Raw genomic sequence first — 17,552 nt, 5'->3', positions numbered from 1 at the left:
AACGAAGGACCCAAGCGCGACTTAGTGCGTTCAACCGTCGCGCTACCAAAATGGTGCACCCATTTAGGAGATTCGTATGAAGTCCATTCTTCTCGCCGCCGCCGCTCTTCTCGCGACGCCCGTGATCGCCCAGACGGCTCCGGCCGATCCCGCAGCGCAGACGGCACCCGCCGATCCCGCAGCGCAGGCCGCACCCGCCGACCAGCCGGCGCCGGCACCTGCCGATCCGGCAGCGGCAGCACCCGCCGATGCCGCCGCACCGGCAGCCGCGCCGATGGCGCCTCCCGCACCACCAGCAGGTGCAGGCAAAATCGTCTTCGGTCAGCCGACCGTGACGCCGCCGACGCCCGCACCGGCCGACTATCCGGTCTGCTCTAAGACGGTCAAGGACGGCTGCCGCAACCGCGGCGGCAAGTAAGTCCGGCGGCAAGCGGCGGGTGATCCTGCCGCTTGCCTAGCTGGCTTTACGTTCTAGGAAAGGCGCTCCAACTATAAGAGAGGGGCGCCTTTTCCATGTCTATCAGCTTTGAAAATCGAGTCGCGATCGTCACCGGCGCGGGCGGCGGCCTAGGTCGCGAATACGCGCTCGAACTGGCCAGTCGTGGTGCGAAGGTCGTCGTAAACGATCTCGGTGCCTCGCGCGACGGCACCGGCCATTCCGACGCAGCGCTCAAAGTCGTCGAGGAAATCGAAGCGGCCGGCGGCGAGGCGATGTCGAACGGCGGAAGCGTCACCGACTACGAGCAGATGGTCGAGATGGTCGCGCGCGCCTCGGAGAAATGGGGCGGCGTCCACATCCTCATCAACAACGCCGGCGTGCTGCGCGACAAGAGCTTCGCCAAGATGGAGCCCGCCGACTTCAAGTTCGTCGTCGACGTCCACCTGAACGGCTCGGCCAACGCCACCAAGGCGGTCTGGGACACGATGCGCGCGCAGAACTACGGTCGAATCCTGATGACCGCGTCGTCGACCGGTCTCTTCGGCAATTTCGGCCAGGCGAACTACGGTGCCGCCAAGCTGGGTCTTGCCGGCCTTACCAAGACGCTCGCGATCGAAGGCGCGAAGAACAACATCAAGGTCAACACGATCGCGCCGACTGCGGGCACGCGCATGACTCAGGACATCTTCCCCGAGGAAGCGTTCAAGGCCTTCTCGCCGGACAAGGTCGCGCCCGCCGCGGTGTTCCTCGTGTCGGAGGACGCCCCCACCAACATGATCGTCGGCGCCGGCGCGGGCGTGTTTCAGGCAGCGTACGTGACGCTGACGCAGGGCAAATTGCTGACCGGCGACGATCTGTCGGTCGAAGGGGTCGCCGCGCATTGGGACGCGATCATCGACCGTGCCGGGGAAATCGTTCCCCAGTCGGGGTCGGAACAGTCGATGAGCATCCTGGCCAAACTACAGGGTCGCTAGAATCCCCGCACCCGTGCATCGCCGTCGGCCGCGGACAATACGGCATGTGCGGGGAGAGGCCTTATCCCCCTTGAGTCACTTGGCGTAGGGATCGTTCAACGCCGCCAGCCAGCCGGCGGAGGGTGGGGCAATGACGTGCCCTGCCACCCGTCGCGCTCTGGCAAGCGCGAGATCGATCGGCTCGTGGAACCGCAATCCGGCAAGGCCCGCCCTCACCCACATCACATCGGCGGCCATATGCTCGACCCTGCCGATCACCAGCACAACCACGTCGCCCACGGCCATTTTGACGGGTTGCACGATGCACATCCCCATCTCGGAGATGTTGGTCACCCGGTGAGCGGTGCTACCCGCTCGGCCGGCCTGAAAAACATCCGCACTCAACATGACGCTGGTCCGCGTCGCCCGTCCAAGGAATGTCGAAGGTTGCATCGCTCACGTCTGCAGGAGTGCGGGAGATGATCCGAAGCCATTCAGCTCAAGACCGAACCAGGACACCCTGCCCAACAAGACGTCCCGGACCGACATACGGCGACCGTTACGTGTCGCCGTTCCGCAGCGGCGCGACCGCATCCTTGCCGAAGCGAATGATGAGTTCGCCGATCTCGCGCGCCTGGCTCATGCTGCGCTGGCTCTGCTCGCGCAGATAGTCCCCCTGAATCTTCATCACCTGCTGAAGGTCCTTGGCGCTTGCCGCCTCGCGCATCGCGGTGAACGCTTCGCGCGCGTTCTGCTCGGCCTGGTCGATCATCGTCTTGCCGATCGTCGCGCCGCCCTCGGCGATCTTCTCGCCCGATTGCTTCATGGCCTCGCCGGCACGCTTGGCGGGCTCAGCGACCTTCTCGGAAAAGCTGGCCCGCGCGGTGTCGGCGCTTTCGCGAATCCGGTCGGCAGTCGCTTTCGCATAGTCCGCGCCCTGATCGATCGCGCTTTTGACTTCGTCGGCCATGATCTCGTTCCTTTCGATTCCACCGGTCACGGCTCTTTCAACCGGTGCGCGCCGCAATGGTTGCACAAACGAAACACCGATCGCCAGTATGATCTTGCGGTAACTGGACCTTTTGACGTGTCGGCCCTATATACCGACCGGTATGAATAGGCTTTGCACGCTCACCGCCCCCAAGGGCCGCCCCCGCGAGTTCGATCTCGACCAGGCGTTGGCGGGTGCGCTGCGCGTATTCTGGCGTAACGGCTATGAGGGCGCGTCGATGGCGGAACTGACCGCCGAGATGGGGATCACCAAGCCCAGCCTCTACGCCGCGTTCGGCAACAAGGAGGCGCTGTTCCACAAGGCGCTCGATCTCTACGAGCGTGAGAAGCTGGCCTATATGACGTCAGCGCTCGACGCGCCGACCGCGCGTGCCGTAGCGGAAAACCTGCTGAGCGGCGCACTACAGATGCAGATGAGCACCTGCGATCCCAAGGGGTGTCTCAGCGTCATCAGCAGCGTCGCGTGCAGTGCGGAAGCCGAGCCTATCAAGGCCGAAGTCGCCAAGCGTCGCGTCTCGTCCGAAGCCGCGCTGATGAAGCGGTTCGACGAAGCCAAGGCGGCGGGCGAGTTCCCCGATGGCCTCGAGTCGCACGCGCTGATGCGGTACCTCTTCGCGATCATGCAGGGGCTGTCGATCCAGGCCGGCTCGGGCGCGAGCTGCACCGAGCTCCAGCAGCTCGTCGAGACCAGCATGCTCATGTGGCCGACCAAATAGACACGGTTTCTACCGCGCCGCGGAAAAAATACCGGGCGGTACAAAAGTCTGTTGACTAGATGAACGTCAGGTTTATATACCGACTGGTATCGAAGCTCTCTCCTACTTCGGATGGGGCAACCGGGGACACCAACCCATGACCACGGTTAAAACCTAGGCTTCGGCCGAACTTTCGAAAATTCCAAGCGGGCAAGCGCGGCACGGTGATGTGCCGGCAACGACCGCGCACGCCTCGCGACCAGCTGACGTCGGTGGACCGTCCACCGACGAAGGCCAGCGCTTGCCCAAGATCAAAAGGGGACAATCCCATGGCTTATCTCGATCTCGACAACATGTTCGCTTCGCCCGTCACCAGCCGCACGCAGGCCGCAGCAGCCCCTGCCCCGATCGGCTTCTCGGCATTGGAATGGAGCGTCATCGCTCTCGCCAAGCGCGACACGCTACGCAGCCTGTCCGGCCCGAGCCGCATGTCGCGCGCGATGGGCAGCCTGTTCGGGCTCAGCACCGCATCGCGGCTCGCCGACCCCCGGCTCGAGGCGCTGCGGCGGATGGCGGTGTACGCCTGGCGTCGCGGCTTCGCGCTGCCGATGGCCGAGATCCAGGGCTTCCTCGCCGCCGGCTTTGCCGAGGCACAGATCGAAACGCTCGTCGAGAGCGTGACCGGCATGCGCGTCGGCATCCAGCAGAAGCGGAGCATCGCAGCGTGAACCAACTTACCACGATCACGGCTGCGAACGACGCCGACGTCGTAGCGTCGCCGCCCGCGGACCGTCACCGACGCCCGGCCTGGCAGCGCGGCGCGATGGTGCTCGTGCCGATCGCGCTGCTCGGCGCGGTCGGCGTGAAGATGTTCGATCATCCCGACGCGGCGATGGCGGCACCCCCGCCTGCCTCCGTCACGGTGGCCTCGCCGCTCGTGCGGCAGGTCAGCGAATGGGACGATTATGTCGGCCGATTCGCGCCGAGCCGTACCGTCGAGATTCGCCCGCGCGTCGCGGGCGAAGTTACCGGCATCCATTTCCGCGACGGCGAGATCGTCAGCAAGGGCCAGTTGCTCTTCACGATCGACTCCCGTCCGTTTGCGGCTGCTCTGGCCGAGGCGCATGCCAACGTCGCGAGCGCTAAGAGCGCTTTGTCGCTGGCCCGCACCGATCTTGGTCGCGCACAGCGACTAGTCGCCGATGAAGCGGTCTCGGCAGGCGAAGTCGACGCCTTGCGTGGCAAGCTCGAAGCAGCCCAAGCCGCGCTCGCCGCAGCGCAGGCACGCGAACGCGCCCGCGCTCTGGACGTAGGCTTCACGCAGGTTCGCGCACCGATCGGCGGTCGGATTTCCGATCGCCGTGTCGATGCCGGCAACCAGGTCGCGGGCGGCGAAGGCACCGGCGGCACGGTGCTGACGACGATCAACGCACTCGACCCGATCTACTTCACGTTCGACGGTTCCGAGGCTCTGTATCTCAAGACGCAGCGCGCGCGTCAGCCGGGTGCGACCCCGGCGGCGGTCGAGATCCAGTTGCAGGACGAGACCGAGCATCGCTGGAAGGGCAAGCTCGACTTCACCGACAACGGCCTCGACCAGCGATCGGGCACGATCCGTGGTCGTGCGGTCCTCGCCAACCCGGGGTATTTCCTGACACCAGGCATGTTCGGCAACATGCGCCTCGCAAGTGCGGGGACGCGGCAGGCTCTGCTGGTGCCCGACGATGCGGTGCAGACCGATCAGGCGCGCAAGGTCCTGCTGACGATCGATGCGAAGAACGTCGTGAGCCAGAAGCCGGTCGAACTCGGCCCGGTGGTCGATGGGCTGCGGATCGTGCGTTCGGGGATCGGGCCGAACGACCGGATCATCATCCAGGGTACGCAAATGGCGATGCCCGGCGCGACCGTGGCGCCGAAGGTCGGCCGGATCGTGGTGGCCTCGGGTACGACGGCCCCAGCCTCGGTCCAGCCCATCTCGGGTGAGGCCACGCTCGCGAGATAGGCGTCCACCCCGGCGAAGGCCGGGGCCCAATTGGGATAGCGTTTCGACTTAATCACTGCGGTTCGCCCAATTGGGCCCCGGCCTCCGCCGGGGTGGTGTTGGTGTGTGCCCGCGCCCCTCTACCGAGGAAATTCCCATGCGCTTCTCGCGCTTCTTCATCACCCGGCCGATCTTCGCGGGCGTGATCGCGGTGATCATCACGATCGTCGGTGCGATCGCCTACATGACGCTGCCGGTGTCGCAATATCCCGACATCGTCCCCCCCACCGTCACCGTCAGCGCGACCTATCCCGGCGCCTCGGCCGAGACGGTCGCCGAAACCGTCGCCGCGCCGATCGAGCAGGAGATCAACGGCGTCGACAACATGCTGTACCAGTCGTCGCAATCGACCGGTGACGGCAAGGTCACGATCACCGTCACCTTCAAGATCGGCACCAACCTCGACGCGGCGCAGGTGCTCGTCCAGAACCGTGTTGCGGTCGCCGTCCCGCGCCTGCCCGAGGACGTCCAGCGTCTCGGCGTGGTGACGCGGAAGACGTCGCCCGACTTCCTGATGGTGGTGAACCTCGTCTCGCCCGACAACTCGCTCGATCGCGGCTACATCTCGAACTACGCGCTGACGCAGGTCCGCGATCGCCTCAGCCGCATCGACGGCGTCGGCGACGTGCAGCTGTTCGGCGCGCGCGACTATTCGATGCGCGTCTGGATCGATCCCGGCCGCGCCGCCGCGCTCGACCTCACCGCCGGCGAGATCGTCGCTGCGTTGCGTGCGCAGAACGTCCAGGTCGCCGCCGGCACGCTCGGCCAGCCGCCCTATGACAAGGGCAACAGTGCGTTCCAGCTCAACGTCGAGACGCAGGGCCGCCTGACCGATCCCAAGGAGTTCGCCGACGTCGTCATCCGCACCGACGCGCAAGGCCGCCAGGTCCGCGTCTCGGACGTCGCGCGGGTCGAGCTCGGCGCGCAGGATTACGGCGCGAATACCTATCTCAGCGGCAAGCCCACGGTCATCGCCGCGGTCTTTCAGCGTCCCGGCTCGAACGCACTCGGCGCGGCGCAGGCCGTCACCGCCGAGATGGAGAGCATGTCGAAGCGCTTCCCCAAGGGCCTCGAATACAAGGTCATCTACAACCCGACCGAGTTCATCGCGCAGTCGATCGACGCGGTGAAGCACACGCTCTTCGAGGCGATGGTCCTCGTGGTGCTCGTCATCCTCGTCTTCCTGCAGAAGTGGCGCGCGGCGATCATTCCGATCGTGGCGATCCCGGTCTCGCTGATCGGCACCTTCGCGGTGCTCGCCGCCGCCGGGTACAGCCTCAACAACCTCTCTCTGTTCGGCCTCGTCCTCGCGATCGGCATCGTCGTCGATGACGCGATCGTCGTGGTCGAGAATGTCGAGCGCAACCTCGAGCACGGGCTCTCCCCATTGGAGGCAGCGCGCACGTCGATGGACGAAGTGTCGGGCGCGCTGGTCGCGATCGTGCTCGTGCTGTGCGCGGTGTTCATCCCGACCGTGTTCCTCACCGGCCTCTCGGGCGCGTTCTACCGCCAGTTCGCGGTGACGATCTCGACCGCGACGATCATCTCGCTGCTGATCTCGCTGACACTGTCGCCGGCACTCGCCGCGATGCTGCTCAAGCCGACCACCCCCGCGGATTCCGGCAACCGCCTGACCCGTACGGTCCGCCGCGCCGGCGATGCCTTCAACCGCGGGTTCGAGAGGATGAGCGAGAGCTATGCCCGCCTCACCGCGCGCCTGGTTACCGCACCGAAGCGCATGATGATCGCCTATGCCGCACTGATCGCGGTCACCGTTGGCGTGTTCACGATCACCCCGTCGGGCTTCGTCCCCGCGCAGGATCAGGGCTATTTCCTGACCGTCATCCAGCTTCCGCCCGGCTCGTCGGTCGAGCGCACCGACGCGGTCATGCAGAAGGTCGCGAAACGCATCCTCCCGCTCGCCGGTGTCAAGGGCGCGGTGATGCTCGCGGGCTTCGACGGTCCGTCGCAGACGCTCGCCCCCAACTCGGCGGCCGCGTACATCCCGCTGAAGAGCTTCGAGGAGCGCAAGAAGCTCGGCGTCACCCTCGCCAGCATCATGGCGGAGTCGCAGAAGGCGACCGGCGACATCACCGAAGCGCGTCTGCTGATCGTCCCGCCACCGCTGATCCAGGGCATCGGCTCGGCCGGCGGCTACCGCCTGATGGTACAGGACCAGGGTGGGCACGGGTACGCCGACCTCGGCAAGACGAGCTACGCGCTGATCGGCCAGGCGAACCAGACCAAGGGTCTCGCCCAGATCTACACGTTCTTCGACACCGCGACGCCGCGCATCTTCGCCGACGTCGACCGCGCCAAGGCCAACCTCTTGGGCGTCCCCCCGGAGCGCGTGTTCGAGGCGTTGCAGGTCTATCTCGGTTCGGCCTTCGTCAACGACTTCAACCTGCTGGGCCGGACTTACCGCGTCACCGCGCAGGCCGACGCACCGTTCCGCAACACCACCGCGGACATCGCCAACCTGAAGACGCGCTCCAACTCGGGCCAGATGGTCCCGGTCGGCTCGGTCTCGACGTTCAAGGACAAGACCGGCCCGTACCGCGTGGTCCGCTACAACCTCTTCCCCGCGGTCGAGGTCGATGGCGACACCGCCAAAGGCTATTCCTCGGGCCAGTCGCTGGTTGCGATGGAGAAGCTCGCCGATGCGTCGCTCCCTGCCGGCTACGCGCATGAATGGACCGGCATCGCCTACCAGCAGAAGGCCGCGGGCAGCACCGCCGCGCTCGTCTTCGGCATGGCGGTGGTGTTCGTCTTCCTCGTGCTCGCCGCGCAATATGAGAGCCTGACGTTGCCGCTCGCGATCATCCTGATCGTGCCGATGTGTCTGCTCGCTGCGATGACCGGCGTGAACCTGCGAGGGATGGACAACAACGTCCTCACGCAGATCGGCTTGGTCGTGCTGATTGCTCTCGCCGCGAAGAACGCGATCCTGGTCGTGGAGTTCGCCAAACAGGCAGAGGAACAGGACGGCCTCACCCCGGTCGAGGCCGCGGTACGCGCGGCGAAGGACCGGTTGCGGCCGATCCTGATGACGAGCTTCGCGTTCATCCTCGGCGCGGTGCCGCTGGTGATCGCGACCGGTGCCGGTGCGGAACTCCGCCAGGCGCTCGGGACCGCGGTGTTCTTCGGGATGATCGGCGTGACCGGGTTCGGGCTGCTCTTCACCCCCACCTTCTATGTCGTCGCACGGGCGCTGGCGCTGCGGTTCGAACGCCGCCGTCCTGCCCCCGCCGCGACCCTTCAGCCAGCCGAATAGGACCAGCATCATGAAGTCCGCCCTCCTCGCGAGCCTCTCGGCGCTGACGCTCGCCGCGTGTGCCGCCGGCCCCGACTATGTCGCGCCGATCACCCCACCCAAGGCGGCGGCGTCGTTCGTCACCGCGAACGCAGCCACCGTCACGACGGCGCCGGATAACGACTGGTGGCGGATGTACCGCGACCCGGTCCTCGACGGCCTCGTCACGGACGCGCTCGCAGCGAACACCGACCTCCGCGTCGCCGTCGCTCGCCTCGACAGCGCCCGCGCGTCGCTGCGCGGCGCGAAGACCGACCGCGAACCTCAGGTTAACGCGGGCGCGAGCGGCAATTACGCGCGCACGTCGCAACTCCAGAACCTGCCCGGCCTCGACCGTGAGCGCGCCACCTATGACGTAGGCCTAGACGTCAGCTACGAGGTTGATCTCGCCGGCCGAGTCCGCCGCAACGTCGAAGCAGCCCGCGGTGACGTCGGCGCGGCGCAGGCGGATGCGGACGCCGTGCGCGTCTCGATCGTCGCGGCAACGACCCGCGCCTATGTCGATGCAGCCTCGTCCGCCGAACGCCTCGCGGTCGCCAGGCGGATCGTCGACCTGCTCGACAAGTCGAACACGCTGACCGGCAAGCGCGTCGACGCCGGTCGTGCAGCCCGCCTCGACCAAGTCCGCATCGCCGCACTGCGCGACCAGCGCGCCGCCAACATCCCGCAGATCGAAGCCGAGCGCCAAGCCGCGCTGTTCCGCCTCGCCACGCTCACCGGCCGCACTCCGCAGGACCTGCCCGCAACCGCCGGCGCGCGCACCACCACACCGCGCCTCGACCAGCCAATCCCGATCGGCGACGGCGCGGCGCTGCTAGCCCGCCGTCCCGACGTCCACGCCGCCGAACGTCGACTGGCCGCAGCCACCGCACGGATCGGCGTCCAGACCTCGCAGCTCTACCCGCAGATCTCACTCGGTGGGTCGATCGGCTCGACCGCACTCAGCGTCGGCGACATCTTCACCGGCGGCCCTATTCGCTGGCTGCTCGGCCCGCTGCTGAACTGGTCGCTCAACCAGTCGGCAGCCCGCGCGCGGATCGCCGGCGCCGAAGCGGACTCGCGTGGCGCACTCGCCAATTTCGATGGCAGCGTCCTTACCGCGCTCGAGGAAACCGAGACCGCGCTGTCGAACTACGCCCGCGAACTCGATCGCCGCACGCAGCTACAGTCGGCGCACGACAACGCCGCCACCGCCGCCCGCATCACCCGCGCCCGCCAGCGTGAGGGCCAGATCGACTTCCTCGACGTCCTCGACGCCGAGCGGACTTTGGCGGATACGGACACGGACCTCGCCGCCGCCGACGCCCGCATCGCCGGTGCGCAGGTCGACCTGTTCCGCGCGCTGGGCGGCGGCTGGCAGGCACCGACCCCGCGCCCCGTCTGATGCGCGTCGCACCGTGCCGCATTAAACCGGCACGTTAACACTCTGTAAAGCAACCGACAGCAAACCCGCGGTCGAAGCGGAGACATTATGACCGACGATCACGCGGCGACGCGCACGCAGGCATGGCAGGCGCAGGTTGCGTATCATCGCAGCCGGGCCGAGCAGGAACAGCGGCTGGCCAGCCGGTCGCGTACGGATGCCGGACGTGCGGCGCATCAGGCGCTCAGCGAGCGTCATCTGCAACTGGCGGCGTCCGCCGAACTGGTGACGGATATGCCCGACCCGGAAATGCCGCGCAGCACGTCGCTGCACGACACCGGCAGGCTTATCCGCGAGAGTTACAGCGAGGCGGGATAAGCGCCTCGGACGATGGCGGCAGCGATAATGGTGGCGGCGCCCCTCAAGCGAGGTCGTCGATAGCGTCGATGTCGATCTTGCCGAGATTGATGCCGTCGTACAGCGCGAGCAGCGCGGTGACTTCCTCGACGACGGTTTCTTGTTCGGCGCGCCAGCGTGCGGTCGCATCGTTCTGCGGCACGCCGTCCATCCCGTCATGCAGCGTGAACCCCTGATCGATCAGCCAGATCGCATCCGACGCACGCGACCGCTGCCGTCGCAGGTGATACACCCATTGCTCGATGATCCCCGAAGGAACCAGTCTGTCCAGATCGCCCATCGGCTCGCGGTAGGACAACGCTATCAGCAATACCAGCCTGCCACGACACGGAATATCGCGCATTTCGGGGCGTTAACCGTCTTGGGACATTGGCCGGAAACATCGCAGGTCCAGCAGGGGGGCAATGGATCTTCTCGCGCATCCCTCGATCATCGAACGCCGCATGGACGACCAATCCGTCCTCGCCCGCCGCGCGCCGAACACGCTGATCGCAGAGATGCACCGCGATCTTGCGAGGCTGTACCGCGAGCAGCTGGTTGCTCTGCTGACGATCTGATCCGCGCGGGCCGCGCGACGATCCGAAGCGACCCAACGGCAAAACCGCGATAGACGATCGCCATGACATTCGCTGAAGCCCGGCCCGAACCCTCTTCCACCGCCGCCTCCGTATCAGGGCAGCTATGGATCGGAACCTATGCCGGCGGCGGCGGTGTGGGCCTATACCCGCTTTCGATCGAAGCCGATCGCCTGGTAATCGGTCCCGCGGATACCGCAGCGCGCAACGTGTCGTTCGGCGTCTACTCGTCGCGGTTCGATACGCAGTATTTGGTCGACGAGCAGGACGACGGCGCACTCGGAGTCTATCACGGGGCAACCGACGCGTGGCTGATGCTGGCTTCGTCGAGCAGCGGCGGCGCAGCACCGTGCCACGTCGCGCTCGACCGGACGCAATCCTGTATCGCCATCGCCAATTACGGCAGCGGCACCACCGCGCTGTACCGCCTGGACGCAGCAGGGCTCCCGATCCTCCCAGCCGATATCCATAAAGCTGTCGGCCACGGCCCGGATCGCGAACGCCAGACATCGCCGCACGCACATTGGGTCGGCTTCGGTCTCGACAACTGGTGTCTGTATGTCGCCGATCTCGGCGCGGACGTCGTGCGCGCGTTCGCCGTCGACGTGACGTTAGGGACGCTCGGACCACCGCGCATCGCCTTCGTCGCCCCGCCCGGATCAGGGCCACGGCACATGCTGTTCACCGCCACCCATCCGGGAACCGCGTATCTGATCTGCGAGCTGTCGAGCACGCTGATGATCCTCGATGTCGACGGAGCAGATCTGCGCACGCGAGCGACACTGTCAACGCTGCCCGCAGGCTGGCAGGGTTCGACCATCGTCGCGCATATCGACGCGAATGCCGCAGGCGATCGCCTCTACGTGTCCAACCGCGGCCATGACAGCATCGCGGTCTTCGCGCTCGATCCGAACGGCGACGCATCACTCATCCAGCATGTCTCGAGCGGCGGCGCCTCGCCGCGGTTCTTCACGATATTCGACGACGGCCGGCGAATGGTCGTCGCGCACGAACGCGATCACCGCGTCACGATCCTCGACGTGCGGCCGGACGGGACCCTCGCCCCGACCGACCTCGCCGTCACCGTTCCCGGCGCGGCGTTCGCCTTCGTCAGCTGACGCCTTTGTTAGCTGACGCTGGCGATCAGCATCGTCAGTTCGTTGCGGACCGGATCGATCCCGACCGCTGGCGTGGGCTTCGCGATCCGGCGCTTGCCGGGATAGGATGCCTGCACCGCGTCGCACAGGTCGCGGACCGAGACGCGGACGCAGGCGCCCTCGTCGCAGACCAGTCGCGGCTTGCTCACGGTCGTCAGGCACACGCGCTCGCCGGCCAAAGCCGGTGCGCCGGCGAACAGCAGGCACGCGACAGCGAGCCGCGAAGCGGTTGATTTCATCGTCATTTGGTTTGGCCCCCCACAGGCGTTTCAGAAGTCGTAACTGTCTTATAGGACACACTCGTTTCGATTGTGTTTCGATCATGCTTAATATCGTTCGTCAGTCCGCCGCGATCGGCCCTTCCTGCGGAGTCGGTCGGCGCGTGAACCAGACGATCGCAATCAGCGCCACGCACAGCCATGCCGAAACGCGGAAGATGTCGGTCGACGCCAGCAGATACGCCTGCCCAACCATCTGCCGCGTGATCGCCCCTGCAGCCTGGACATCGGTCAGCCCCATCCGCGTGAGCGCACCCCGCGCCAACTGATAGGGCGATCCCGACCCGACCGCTTCGGACAAATGCGACTGATGCAGCGTCTCGCGGCGATCCCACGCGGTCGTGATCAGCGACGCGGCGAAGCTGCCCGCGGTAATCCGCGCGAAGTTCGAGATGCCGGTCGCCGACGGCAGCCGCTCGGCCGGGATTCGGTCGAACGAGATCGTCAGCATCGCGAGGAAGAACGTGCTCATCGCGATCCCCTGCACCAGCATCGGCAGCATCAGATCGTAGAAGCTCGCATAGGTCGTGTAGCCCGAGCGCAGGTAATAGGAATAGCCGAACGACGCGAACGCGACCGTCGCCAGGATGCGCGCGTCGATCTTGCCGCTCAGCCGCGCGACGAACGGCGTCAGGATCACCGCGACCGCGCCCGACGGCGCCGCGACCAGCCCCGCCCAGGTCGCGGTATAGCCGAGCTGGGTCTGCAACCAGAGCGGCAGCAGCAGCGTGTTGGCGAAGAACACCGCGTAACCGAGGCAGAACGCGATCGTCCCAATCGCGAAATTGCGGCTCTTGAACAGGGTCAGGTTCACCGCCGGATTGGCGTCGGTCAGTTCCCAGATCAGCCAGCCGACGAACCCGATCGCGGCGACGAGCGCGGCGATCACGATGCGCTCCGAGGCGAACCAGTCGTCGTTCTTGCCGAGATCGAGCACGATCTGCAACGCGCCGACCCACACCACCAGCATGATCAGCCCGACCTGGTCGATCGGCAGTTTGCGCGTCGGCGTGTCGCGCTTGCCGAGCTTGTTCCAGCACACGAACGCGCAGAACATCCCGAACGGCACGTTGATCAGGAAAATCCAGCTCCAGTGATAATTGTCGGAGATATAGCCGCCGAGGATCGGCCCCATGATCGGCGCGACCAGCGTCGTCATCGACCAGATGCCGAGCGCGGTGGATCGCTTGTGCGCCGGGAAGATCGCGATCAGCAGGGCCTGGCTACCGGGGATCATCGGCCCGGACACCGCGCCCTGGAGGATGCGGAAGCCGATCAGCGACGGCAGGTCCCACGCGATCCCGCACAGGAACGACGCGATCGTGAACAGGAACACCGAGACGCAGAACGTCCGCACCACGCCGAACCGGCCCATCAGCCACCCGGTCAATGGCACCGCGACGCCGTTAGCCACCGCAAACGCGGTGACGATCCAGGTGGAATTGTCGCTCGAGACGCCGAGGTTGCCGGCGATCGTCGGCAGCGACACGTTGGCGATGGTGGTGTCGAGCACCTGCATGAACGTTCCCAGCGCTAGCGCGAACGCGGTGAGGGCGAGCGAGCCACCGACGAGGGGCGCGGGACCGGGGCCCGAGGGGGCGGCCATTATGCGGCGCTCTGCTGCGATTGAGACCGAAACGCCGTACTACAACCACCCCGGCGAAGGCCGGGGCCCAATTGGGGAACGTTGCTAATGGTGGACGGTGGTCCGTTACGACCACCTCTCCAATTGGGCCCCGGCCTCCGCCGGGGTGGTGCAAAATGTAAATGGGCTCCCCGCAAGCCCCCTGTTTCCCCGCGAAGGCGGGAGTCCAGACTGGGCTCCCGCCTTCGCGGGAGAACAAGGAGGACATGATCTATGCTGCGAAACAAACGCCCCAACATCACCGGTTAGCCGCAATGATCTGCCGGATCTTCGCCTCGACCGCGGGGTCGCCCCCGCCCGTCGCCAACCCCTTGTAGGCAGCCGCCGCCGGCCGCCCGACCATCGTCCCCGACGTGTCCGCGGTCGATACCGTCGCGTTCACCGACAGCCCGACCCGCAGTGGATTGCGCCGCAGCTCGCCCTTGTCGAGCGCGATGCGGACCGGCACGCGCTGGGTGATCTTGATCCAGTTTCCGCTGGCGTTCTGCGGCGGCAGCAGCGCGAACGCGTTGCCGCTGCCCGCGCCAAGCCCGACGACGTGCCCGTGATAGACCAGGTCATCGCCATACATATCCGCGGTCACGGTCGCCGGCTGGCCGATCCGCAGATCGCGCAACTGCGTCTCGCGGAAGTTCGCATCGACCCACACGCGGTCGAGCGGCACCACAGCCATCAGCGGCATTCCCGCCGACACCTGCTGTCCGAGCTGCACGGTCCGCTGCGCGACGACGCCGTCGATCGGCGCGACGACATGCATGTGGCTCCGCGTGATCGCCGCGCGTCGATACGCCGCGATCGATGCCATCACGGCGGGGTTGGTCGACACGGTGGTGCCCGCGACGCCGCTGCGCGATTGCACCTGCTGGCTGTGCGCGAGTTGCAGTGTCGCCGCCGCCACCTTCACCTGATCGGCGGCGTGGCTCAATTCCTCACCCGAGATCGCGCCTTCTGCGGCAGCCCCCCGACGCCGCACCAAGTCGTTCCGCGCGCGCGCCAGTTCGGCTTCGGCCTGGACCACCGCTGCCCCGGTTTCATTGACCTTCGAGAAATCCGACCGGGTCGCACGCACCGCCCGCGCGAGCTCCGCTTCGGCGGATGCCAGCCCGACATCGGCAGTCGCTGCGTCGAGATCGATCAGCGGCTGCCCCGCCTTCACCATTTGCGTGTTGTCGGCGTGGATCGCGGTCACCTGCCCCGGATCGCGCGCGGTGATCGAGACGACATCGCCCGCGACATACGCATCGTCGGTTTCCTGCTCGGGCGCCGCGAGCAGGAAGTGGAACACCGCCCACACGATCACGCCGACCAGCACGATGATGCCGAGGATCGTCAGCCCGAGCTTGCGCCCCCGCGGATTGCCGGCAGGAGCAGCCGCAGCCGCGTGCGTTTCGGTATCGGTCATCGTGTCACTTCCTGAAAATCGAAACCGCCCCCCAAGGCCAGCACGAGTTGCACACGCTGTTGCGCCGAATTCGCGGCGAGGTCGGCATCGGCTTGTTCCGCGACGAGCAGGCGCACATCGTTGTCGACGAGGTCGAGCCGATTATCGAGCCCGCTGGAGACGCGGATCGCGTTAAGCCGCCCGGTCTCGGCATAGCCGCGCACCACCTCGCGTTGGCGTGCACGGTCGGCCTCCAGCGCGCCGATCCGCGCGACCGCATCGGCGGCTTCGCGCACCGCCCCGATCACGCGATCGTTGTAATCCGCGGTCGCCAGATCGAGCGCCGCGGTCGCCCCCGCCAGTCCCGCCTTCAGCCGACCATTGTCGAAGATCGGCAGATGGATCGCCGGACCGGCGCCCACCGTCCCGGCACCGAACGACACCAGATTGCCGAGCCCGACCGCCTGGAACCCCGCCATCGCAGCCAGGTTCACGTTCGGATAAAAGGCCCGCCGCGCGACCTGACGCCCCGCAGACGCCGCGTCGATCCGCGCCTGAGCGGCAGCGATGTCGGCGCGCCGTGCGAGCAGATCCGCCGGCACCGTCCTCGGCAACGGCAGGACCGCATCGAGCTTCAATGCCGTCGCCCCGATCGTCGCGGGGTAATCGACACCGCGCCCGGCGAGCGCCGCCAGCGCGTTCTTTGCCAGCACCTGCGCCGCCTGCGCACGCAGCAACGCCTGCTGCGCCTGCGCCAGCAACGTCGTCGCCGCCTGCGCATCGAGCTTGCTGCCGAGCTTGTTGCGGATCCGCACATTGACCAACCGCAGCGTATTCTGCCGCGTCGCGATCGTCCGCTGCGCGATCGCCGCCTGCGCTTCGGCGCGTTCGAGATCGATATAGGTCTGCACCACCGCCCCCGACAGCGCCAACCGCGCCGCCGCGACGTCGAGCGCAGCGGCGCGTACCGACGCACGCGCACCAGCGATCGCCGCCTTCTGACGCCCGAACAGATCGAGGTTCCAGCTGAGGTTCGCCGCGACCGTCCCGACGAACTGGGTCGTTCCAGCGTAGGGCGGCGGAATGGTGTATCGTCCACTCAGCCGCGCATATTGCTCCTGCGCGTCGAACGCCACCTCGGGGCCGTTGTCCGCGCGGTTGGTCGACAGCACCGCCTGCGCCTGCGTGACCCGCGCCAGCGCGGCGTCGAGCGTAGGATTGCCCGCCACCGCATCGTGCACCAGGCGATCGAGCTGCGGATCGCCGAACCCGCGCCACCAGTCCGTCGCAACGAACGGCGCCGGCTCGACGGACAGACCGAGCGTCGAGGGTGCGATTGGCGCCACGACGGTCTCGGATGCAGGCGCCGCGCATCCCGCGAGCATCCCCGTCAGCAGCGTGGTCGCAAAAATCCGGTGTCGAGCGGTCATGGCCGGCGGCCCTCCGTAAGAGCATCGTCCAGCGTCGTGCGGAGTTTCTGCAGGAGGCCGATCAAGGTGTCGATCTCGTCCGCTGCCCAACCCTGGGCGAGCAGGACGTTCCAATAGGCGACGATCCGGTCGCGACACCGGATCGCGATCGCTTCGCCGTCGGGAGTCAGTTCGAGATTGAGCACGCGCCGGTCGTCGTTCGCGCGCGACCGCGTCACCCATCCGCGCTGCTCCATCGTATCGACGAGCCGGGTGCTGGCGCCCTTGTCGTAGGACAGGTCGCGCGCAAGATCCGCGCAGGTCGACGATCGTCCGGCGAGAAGCGACATGAGCGCAGACCACTGCGTTCCGGACACGCCTTCGTCGACGAAGATCGGTTCGATCAAACTCTGTCCGATCTGGTGGACGCGCCGCGACAGATAGCCGAGCGAGCATTCCGGGCCGAATTCCGCGGGCGTGAAAAAGTCCATATGGTTGCCATGACAACCATTGCCGCGGCAGTCAATTGCGAACTGCGCTCGAGGACGTCGGGCCCCGACGTACCGCAGACTTACGCCGCGAGCGTGGCGATCCGTTCCTCCGCGCACAGCAGGCAATCGTCCAGCTTCGCGCCGAGCATGAATTCCTGCTCCGAGTCGGCGATGTCGCGCGACTCGTTGATAAGGCGGCTGATAGCCGTCAGGCGTTCGATAGCTTGATCTGCGCTTCGCATCGGACTTCCCCCTATTCGCTTGCCTATGTCAGGAGTGCCGGACCGGCACCCTTCGCTCGTTTAGCCGCCACTTCCCCTCGCAGGACTTGCTCAGCATCGCCCCGTGCCGATCGGCAATGCCGAGGACGGTCGATCACGACAT

Annotated in this window: 19 protein-coding genes; 10 read left to right on the top strand and 9 right to left on the bottom strand. The window is 66.7% G+C overall.

The window, feature by feature from the left end; all coding sequences use genetic code 11:
- Positions 1–76 precede the first annotated feature (76 nt).
- Positions 77–418 carry a hypothetical protein gene (locus tag C8J43_RS07290; protein WP_133030333.1) on the top strand — a complete coding sequence of 114 codons (342 nt, stop codon included), beginning with the start codon at positions 77–79 and terminating at the stop codon, positions 416–418.
- Positions 419–513: 95 nt separating this feature from the next.
- Positions 514–1,413: an SDR family NAD(P)-dependent oxidoreductase gene (locus C8J43_RS07285; protein ID WP_133030332.1), complete on the top strand. Its 900-nt coding sequence runs from the start codon at positions 514–516 to the stop codon at positions 1,411–1,413.
- A gap of 75 nt (positions 1,414–1,488) precedes the next feature.
- Here the strand turns inward: C8J43_RS07285 and C8J43_RS07280 are convergent, their stop codons facing one another.
- Positions 1,489–1,845 carry a PilZ domain-containing protein gene (locus C8J43_RS07280; protein ID WP_121904243.1) on the bottom strand — a complete coding sequence of 119 codons (357 nt, stop codon included), beginning with the start codon at positions 1,843–1,845 and terminating at the stop codon, positions 1,489–1,491.
- 106 nt (positions 1,846–1,951) lie between these two features.
- Positions 1,952–2,362: a phasin family protein gene (locus C8J43_RS07275; protein ID WP_133030331.1), complete on the bottom strand. Its 411-nt coding sequence runs from the start codon at positions 2,360–2,362 to the stop codon at positions 1,952–1,954.
- Between the two features lie 142 nt (positions 2,363–2,504).
- Between C8J43_RS07275 and C8J43_RS07270 the strand changes: the two genes are divergently transcribed.
- The 6 genes from C8J43_RS07270 (at position 2,505) to C8J43_RS07245 (ending at position 10,193) form a co-directional block, all read left to right on the top strand.
- Positions 2,505–3,119, top strand: a complete 615-nt coding sequence (locus C8J43_RS07270; protein WP_133030330.1) for a TetR/AcrR family transcriptional regulator — start codon at positions 2,505–2,507, stop codon at positions 3,117–3,119.
- 308 nt (positions 3,120–3,427) lie between these two features.
- The gene (locus tag C8J43_RS07265) at positions 3,428–3,826 is read left to right on the top strand and encodes a hypothetical protein (RefSeq protein ID WP_133030329.1); all 399 of its coding nucleotides are present in this window, start codon (positions 3,428–3,430) and stop codon (positions 3,824–3,826) included.
- A gap of 95 nt (positions 3,827–3,921) precedes the next feature.
- Complete coding sequence (locus tag C8J43_RS07260) at positions 3,922–5,100, top strand: efflux RND transporter periplasmic adaptor subunit (protein ID WP_133030800.1); 1,179 nt, start codon at positions 3,922–3,924, stop codon at positions 5,098–5,100.
- Positions 5,101–5,236: 136 nt separating this feature from the next.
- The gene (locus C8J43_RS07255) at positions 5,237–8,413 is read left to right on the top strand and encodes a multidrug efflux RND transporter permease subunit (protein ID WP_133030328.1); all 3,177 of its coding nucleotides are present in this window, start codon (positions 5,237–5,239) and stop codon (positions 8,411–8,413) included.
- A 10-nt stretch (positions 8,414–8,423) separates the two neighbouring features.
- The gene (locus C8J43_RS07250; protein ID WP_133030327.1) at positions 8,424–9,836 is read left to right on the top strand and encodes a TolC family protein; all 1,413 of its coding nucleotides are present in this window, start codon (positions 8,424–8,426) and stop codon (positions 9,834–9,836) included.
- Positions 9,837–9,923: 87 nt separating this feature from the next.
- A complete protein-coding gene (locus C8J43_RS07245; protein ID WP_056051483.1) occupies positions 9,924–10,193 on the top strand; it encodes a hypothetical protein in 270 nt (89 codons plus the stop codon).
- A gap of 43 nt (positions 10,194–10,236) precedes the next feature.
- Here C8J43_RS07245 and C8J43_RS07240 read toward each other — a convergent pair whose 3' ends face one another.
- Complete coding sequence (locus tag C8J43_RS07240) at positions 10,237–10,575, bottom strand: hypothetical protein (RefSeq protein ID WP_243645461.1); 339 nt, start codon at positions 10,573–10,575, stop codon at positions 10,237–10,239.
- A gap of 61 nt (positions 10,576–10,636) precedes the next feature.
- Here C8J43_RS07240 and C8J43_RS21845 point away from each other — a divergent pair, with 61 nt between their 5' ends.
- Positions 10,637–10,789, top strand: coding sequence for a hypothetical protein (locus C8J43_RS21845; RefSeq protein WP_165899566.1), 153 nt, complete (start codon positions 10,637–10,639; stop codon positions 10,787–10,789).
- 62 nt (positions 10,790–10,851) lie between these two features.
- Entirely contained in the window at positions 10,852–11,925 is a 1,074-nt protein-coding gene (locus C8J43_RS07235) for a lactonase family protein (protein ID WP_133030326.1), read from the top strand.
- Between the two features lie 8 nt (positions 11,926–11,933).
- Here the strand turns inward: C8J43_RS07235 and C8J43_RS07230 are convergent, their stop codons facing one another.
- The 6 genes from C8J43_RS07230 to C8J43_RS21840 form a co-directional block, all read right to left on the bottom strand.
- The gene (locus tag C8J43_RS07230) at positions 11,934–12,203 is read right to left on the bottom strand and encodes a hypothetical protein (RefSeq protein WP_133030325.1); all 270 of its coding nucleotides are present in this window, start codon (positions 12,201–12,203) and stop codon (positions 11,934–11,936) included.
- Between the two features lie 100 nt (positions 12,204–12,303).
- A complete protein-coding gene (locus C8J43_RS07225; protein ID WP_060526619.1) occupies positions 12,304–13,848 on the bottom strand; it encodes a DHA2 family efflux MFS transporter permease subunit in 1,545 nt (514 codons plus the stop codon).
- Between the two features lie 277 nt (positions 13,849–14,125).
- On the bottom strand, positions 14,126–15,289 hold the full coding sequence (locus tag C8J43_RS07220) for an efflux RND transporter periplasmic adaptor subunit (protein ID WP_133030324.1): 1,164 nt from the start codon (positions 15,287–15,289) through the stop codon (positions 14,126–14,128).
- Positions 15,286–16,698: an efflux transporter outer membrane subunit gene (locus tag C8J43_RS07215; protein ID WP_133030323.1), complete on the bottom strand. Its 1,413-nt coding sequence runs from the start codon at positions 16,696–16,698 to the stop codon at positions 15,286–15,288. Before C8J43_RS07215 ends, C8J43_RS07220 begins: the two co-directional genes overlap by 4 nt.
- A complete protein-coding gene (locus C8J43_RS07210) occupies positions 16,695–17,168 on the bottom strand; it encodes a MarR family transcriptional regulator (RefSeq protein WP_056051492.1) in 474 nt (157 codons plus the stop codon). The genes C8J43_RS07215 and C8J43_RS07210 overlap by 4 nt, the downstream gene beginning before the upstream one ends.
- Positions 17,169–17,248: 80 nt before the next feature.
- Positions 17,249–17,410, bottom strand: coding sequence for a hypothetical protein (locus C8J43_RS21840; RefSeq protein WP_156359358.1), 162 nt, complete (start codon positions 17,408–17,410; stop codon positions 17,249–17,251).
- Positions 17,411–17,552 lie beyond the last annotated feature (142 nt).

This window comes from Sphingomonas sp. PP-CE-1G-424 (genome assembly GCF_004341085.1).
Classification (GTDB): Bacteria; Pseudomonadota; Alphaproteobacteria; order Sphingomonadales; family Sphingomonadaceae; genus Sphingomonas.
Note: the sequence above shows the minus strand (reverse complement) of the source record. Positions and strands in the feature narration are given on the sequence as shown.

Bases quoted from the DNA above. Each gene is read 5' to 3' on its own strand.
- C8J43_RS07270 (WP_133030330.1), top strand. From the start codon at position 2,505: ATGAATAGGCTTTGCACGCTCACCGCCCCCAAGGGCCGCCCCCGCGAG.
- C8J43_RS07280 (WP_121904243.1), bottom strand. From the start codon at position 1,845: ATGCAACCTTCGACATTCCTTGGACGGGCGACGCGGACCAGCGTCATG.
- C8J43_RS21840 (WP_156359358.1), bottom strand. From the start codon at position 17,410: ATGCGAAGCGCAGATCAAGCTATCGAACGCCTGACGGCTATCAGCCGC.
- C8J43_RS07230 (WP_133030325.1), bottom strand. From the start codon at position 12,203: ATGAAATCAACCGCTTCGCGGCTCGCTGTCGCGTGCCTGCTGTTCGCC.
- C8J43_RS07245 (WP_056051483.1), top strand. From the start codon at position 9,924: ATGACCGACGATCACGCGGCGACGCGCACGCAGGCATGGCAGGCGCAG.
- C8J43_RS07260 (WP_133030800.1), top strand. From the start codon at position 3,922: ATGGTGCTCGTGCCGATCGCGCTGCTCGGCGCGGTCGGCGTGAAGATG.
- C8J43_RS07250 (WP_133030327.1), top strand. From the start codon at position 8,424: ATGAAGTCCGCCCTCCTCGCGAGCCTCTCGGCGCTGACGCTCGCCGCG.
- C8J43_RS07220 (WP_133030324.1), bottom strand. From the start codon at position 15,289: ATGACCGATACCGAAACGCACGCGGCTGCGGCTGCTCCTGCCGGCAAT.
- C8J43_RS21845 (WP_165899566.1), top strand. From the start codon at position 10,637: ATGGATCTTCTCGCGCATCCCTCGATCATCGAACGCCGCATGGACGAC.
- C8J43_RS07255 (WP_133030328.1), top strand. From the start codon at position 5,237: ATGCGCTTCTCGCGCTTCTTCATCACCCGGCCGATCTTCGCGGGCGTG.
- C8J43_RS07240 (WP_243645461.1), bottom strand. From the start codon at position 10,575: ATGCGCGATATTCCGTGTCGTGGCAGGCTGGTATTGCTGATAGCGTTG.
- C8J43_RS07285 (WP_133030332.1), top strand. From the start codon at position 514: ATGTCTATCAGCTTTGAAAATCGAGTCGCGATCGTCACCGGCGCGGGC.
- C8J43_RS07225 (WP_060526619.1), bottom strand. From the start codon at position 13,848: ATGGCCGCCCCCTCGGGCCCCGGTCCCGCGCCCCTCGTCGGTGGCTCG.
- C8J43_RS07215 (WP_133030323.1), bottom strand. From the start codon at position 16,698: ATGACCGCTCGACACCGGATTTTTGCGACCACGCTGCTGACGGGGATG.
- C8J43_RS07235 (WP_133030326.1), top strand. From the start codon at position 10,852: ATGACATTCGCTGAAGCCCGGCCCGAACCCTCTTCCACCGCCGCCTCC.
- C8J43_RS07210 (WP_056051492.1), bottom strand. From the start codon at position 17,168: ATGGACTTTTTCACGCCCGCGGAATTCGGCCCGGAATGCTCGCTCGGC.
- C8J43_RS07290 (WP_133030333.1), top strand. From the start codon at position 77: ATGAAGTCCATTCTTCTCGCCGCCGCCGCTCTTCTCGCGACGCCCGTG.
- C8J43_RS07265 (WP_133030329.1), top strand. From the start codon at position 3,428: ATGGCTTATCTCGATCTCGACAACATGTTCGCTTCGCCCGTCACCAGC.
- C8J43_RS07275 (WP_133030331.1), bottom strand. From the start codon at position 2,362: ATGGCCGACGAAGTCAAAAGCGCGATCGATCAGGGCGCGGACTATGCG.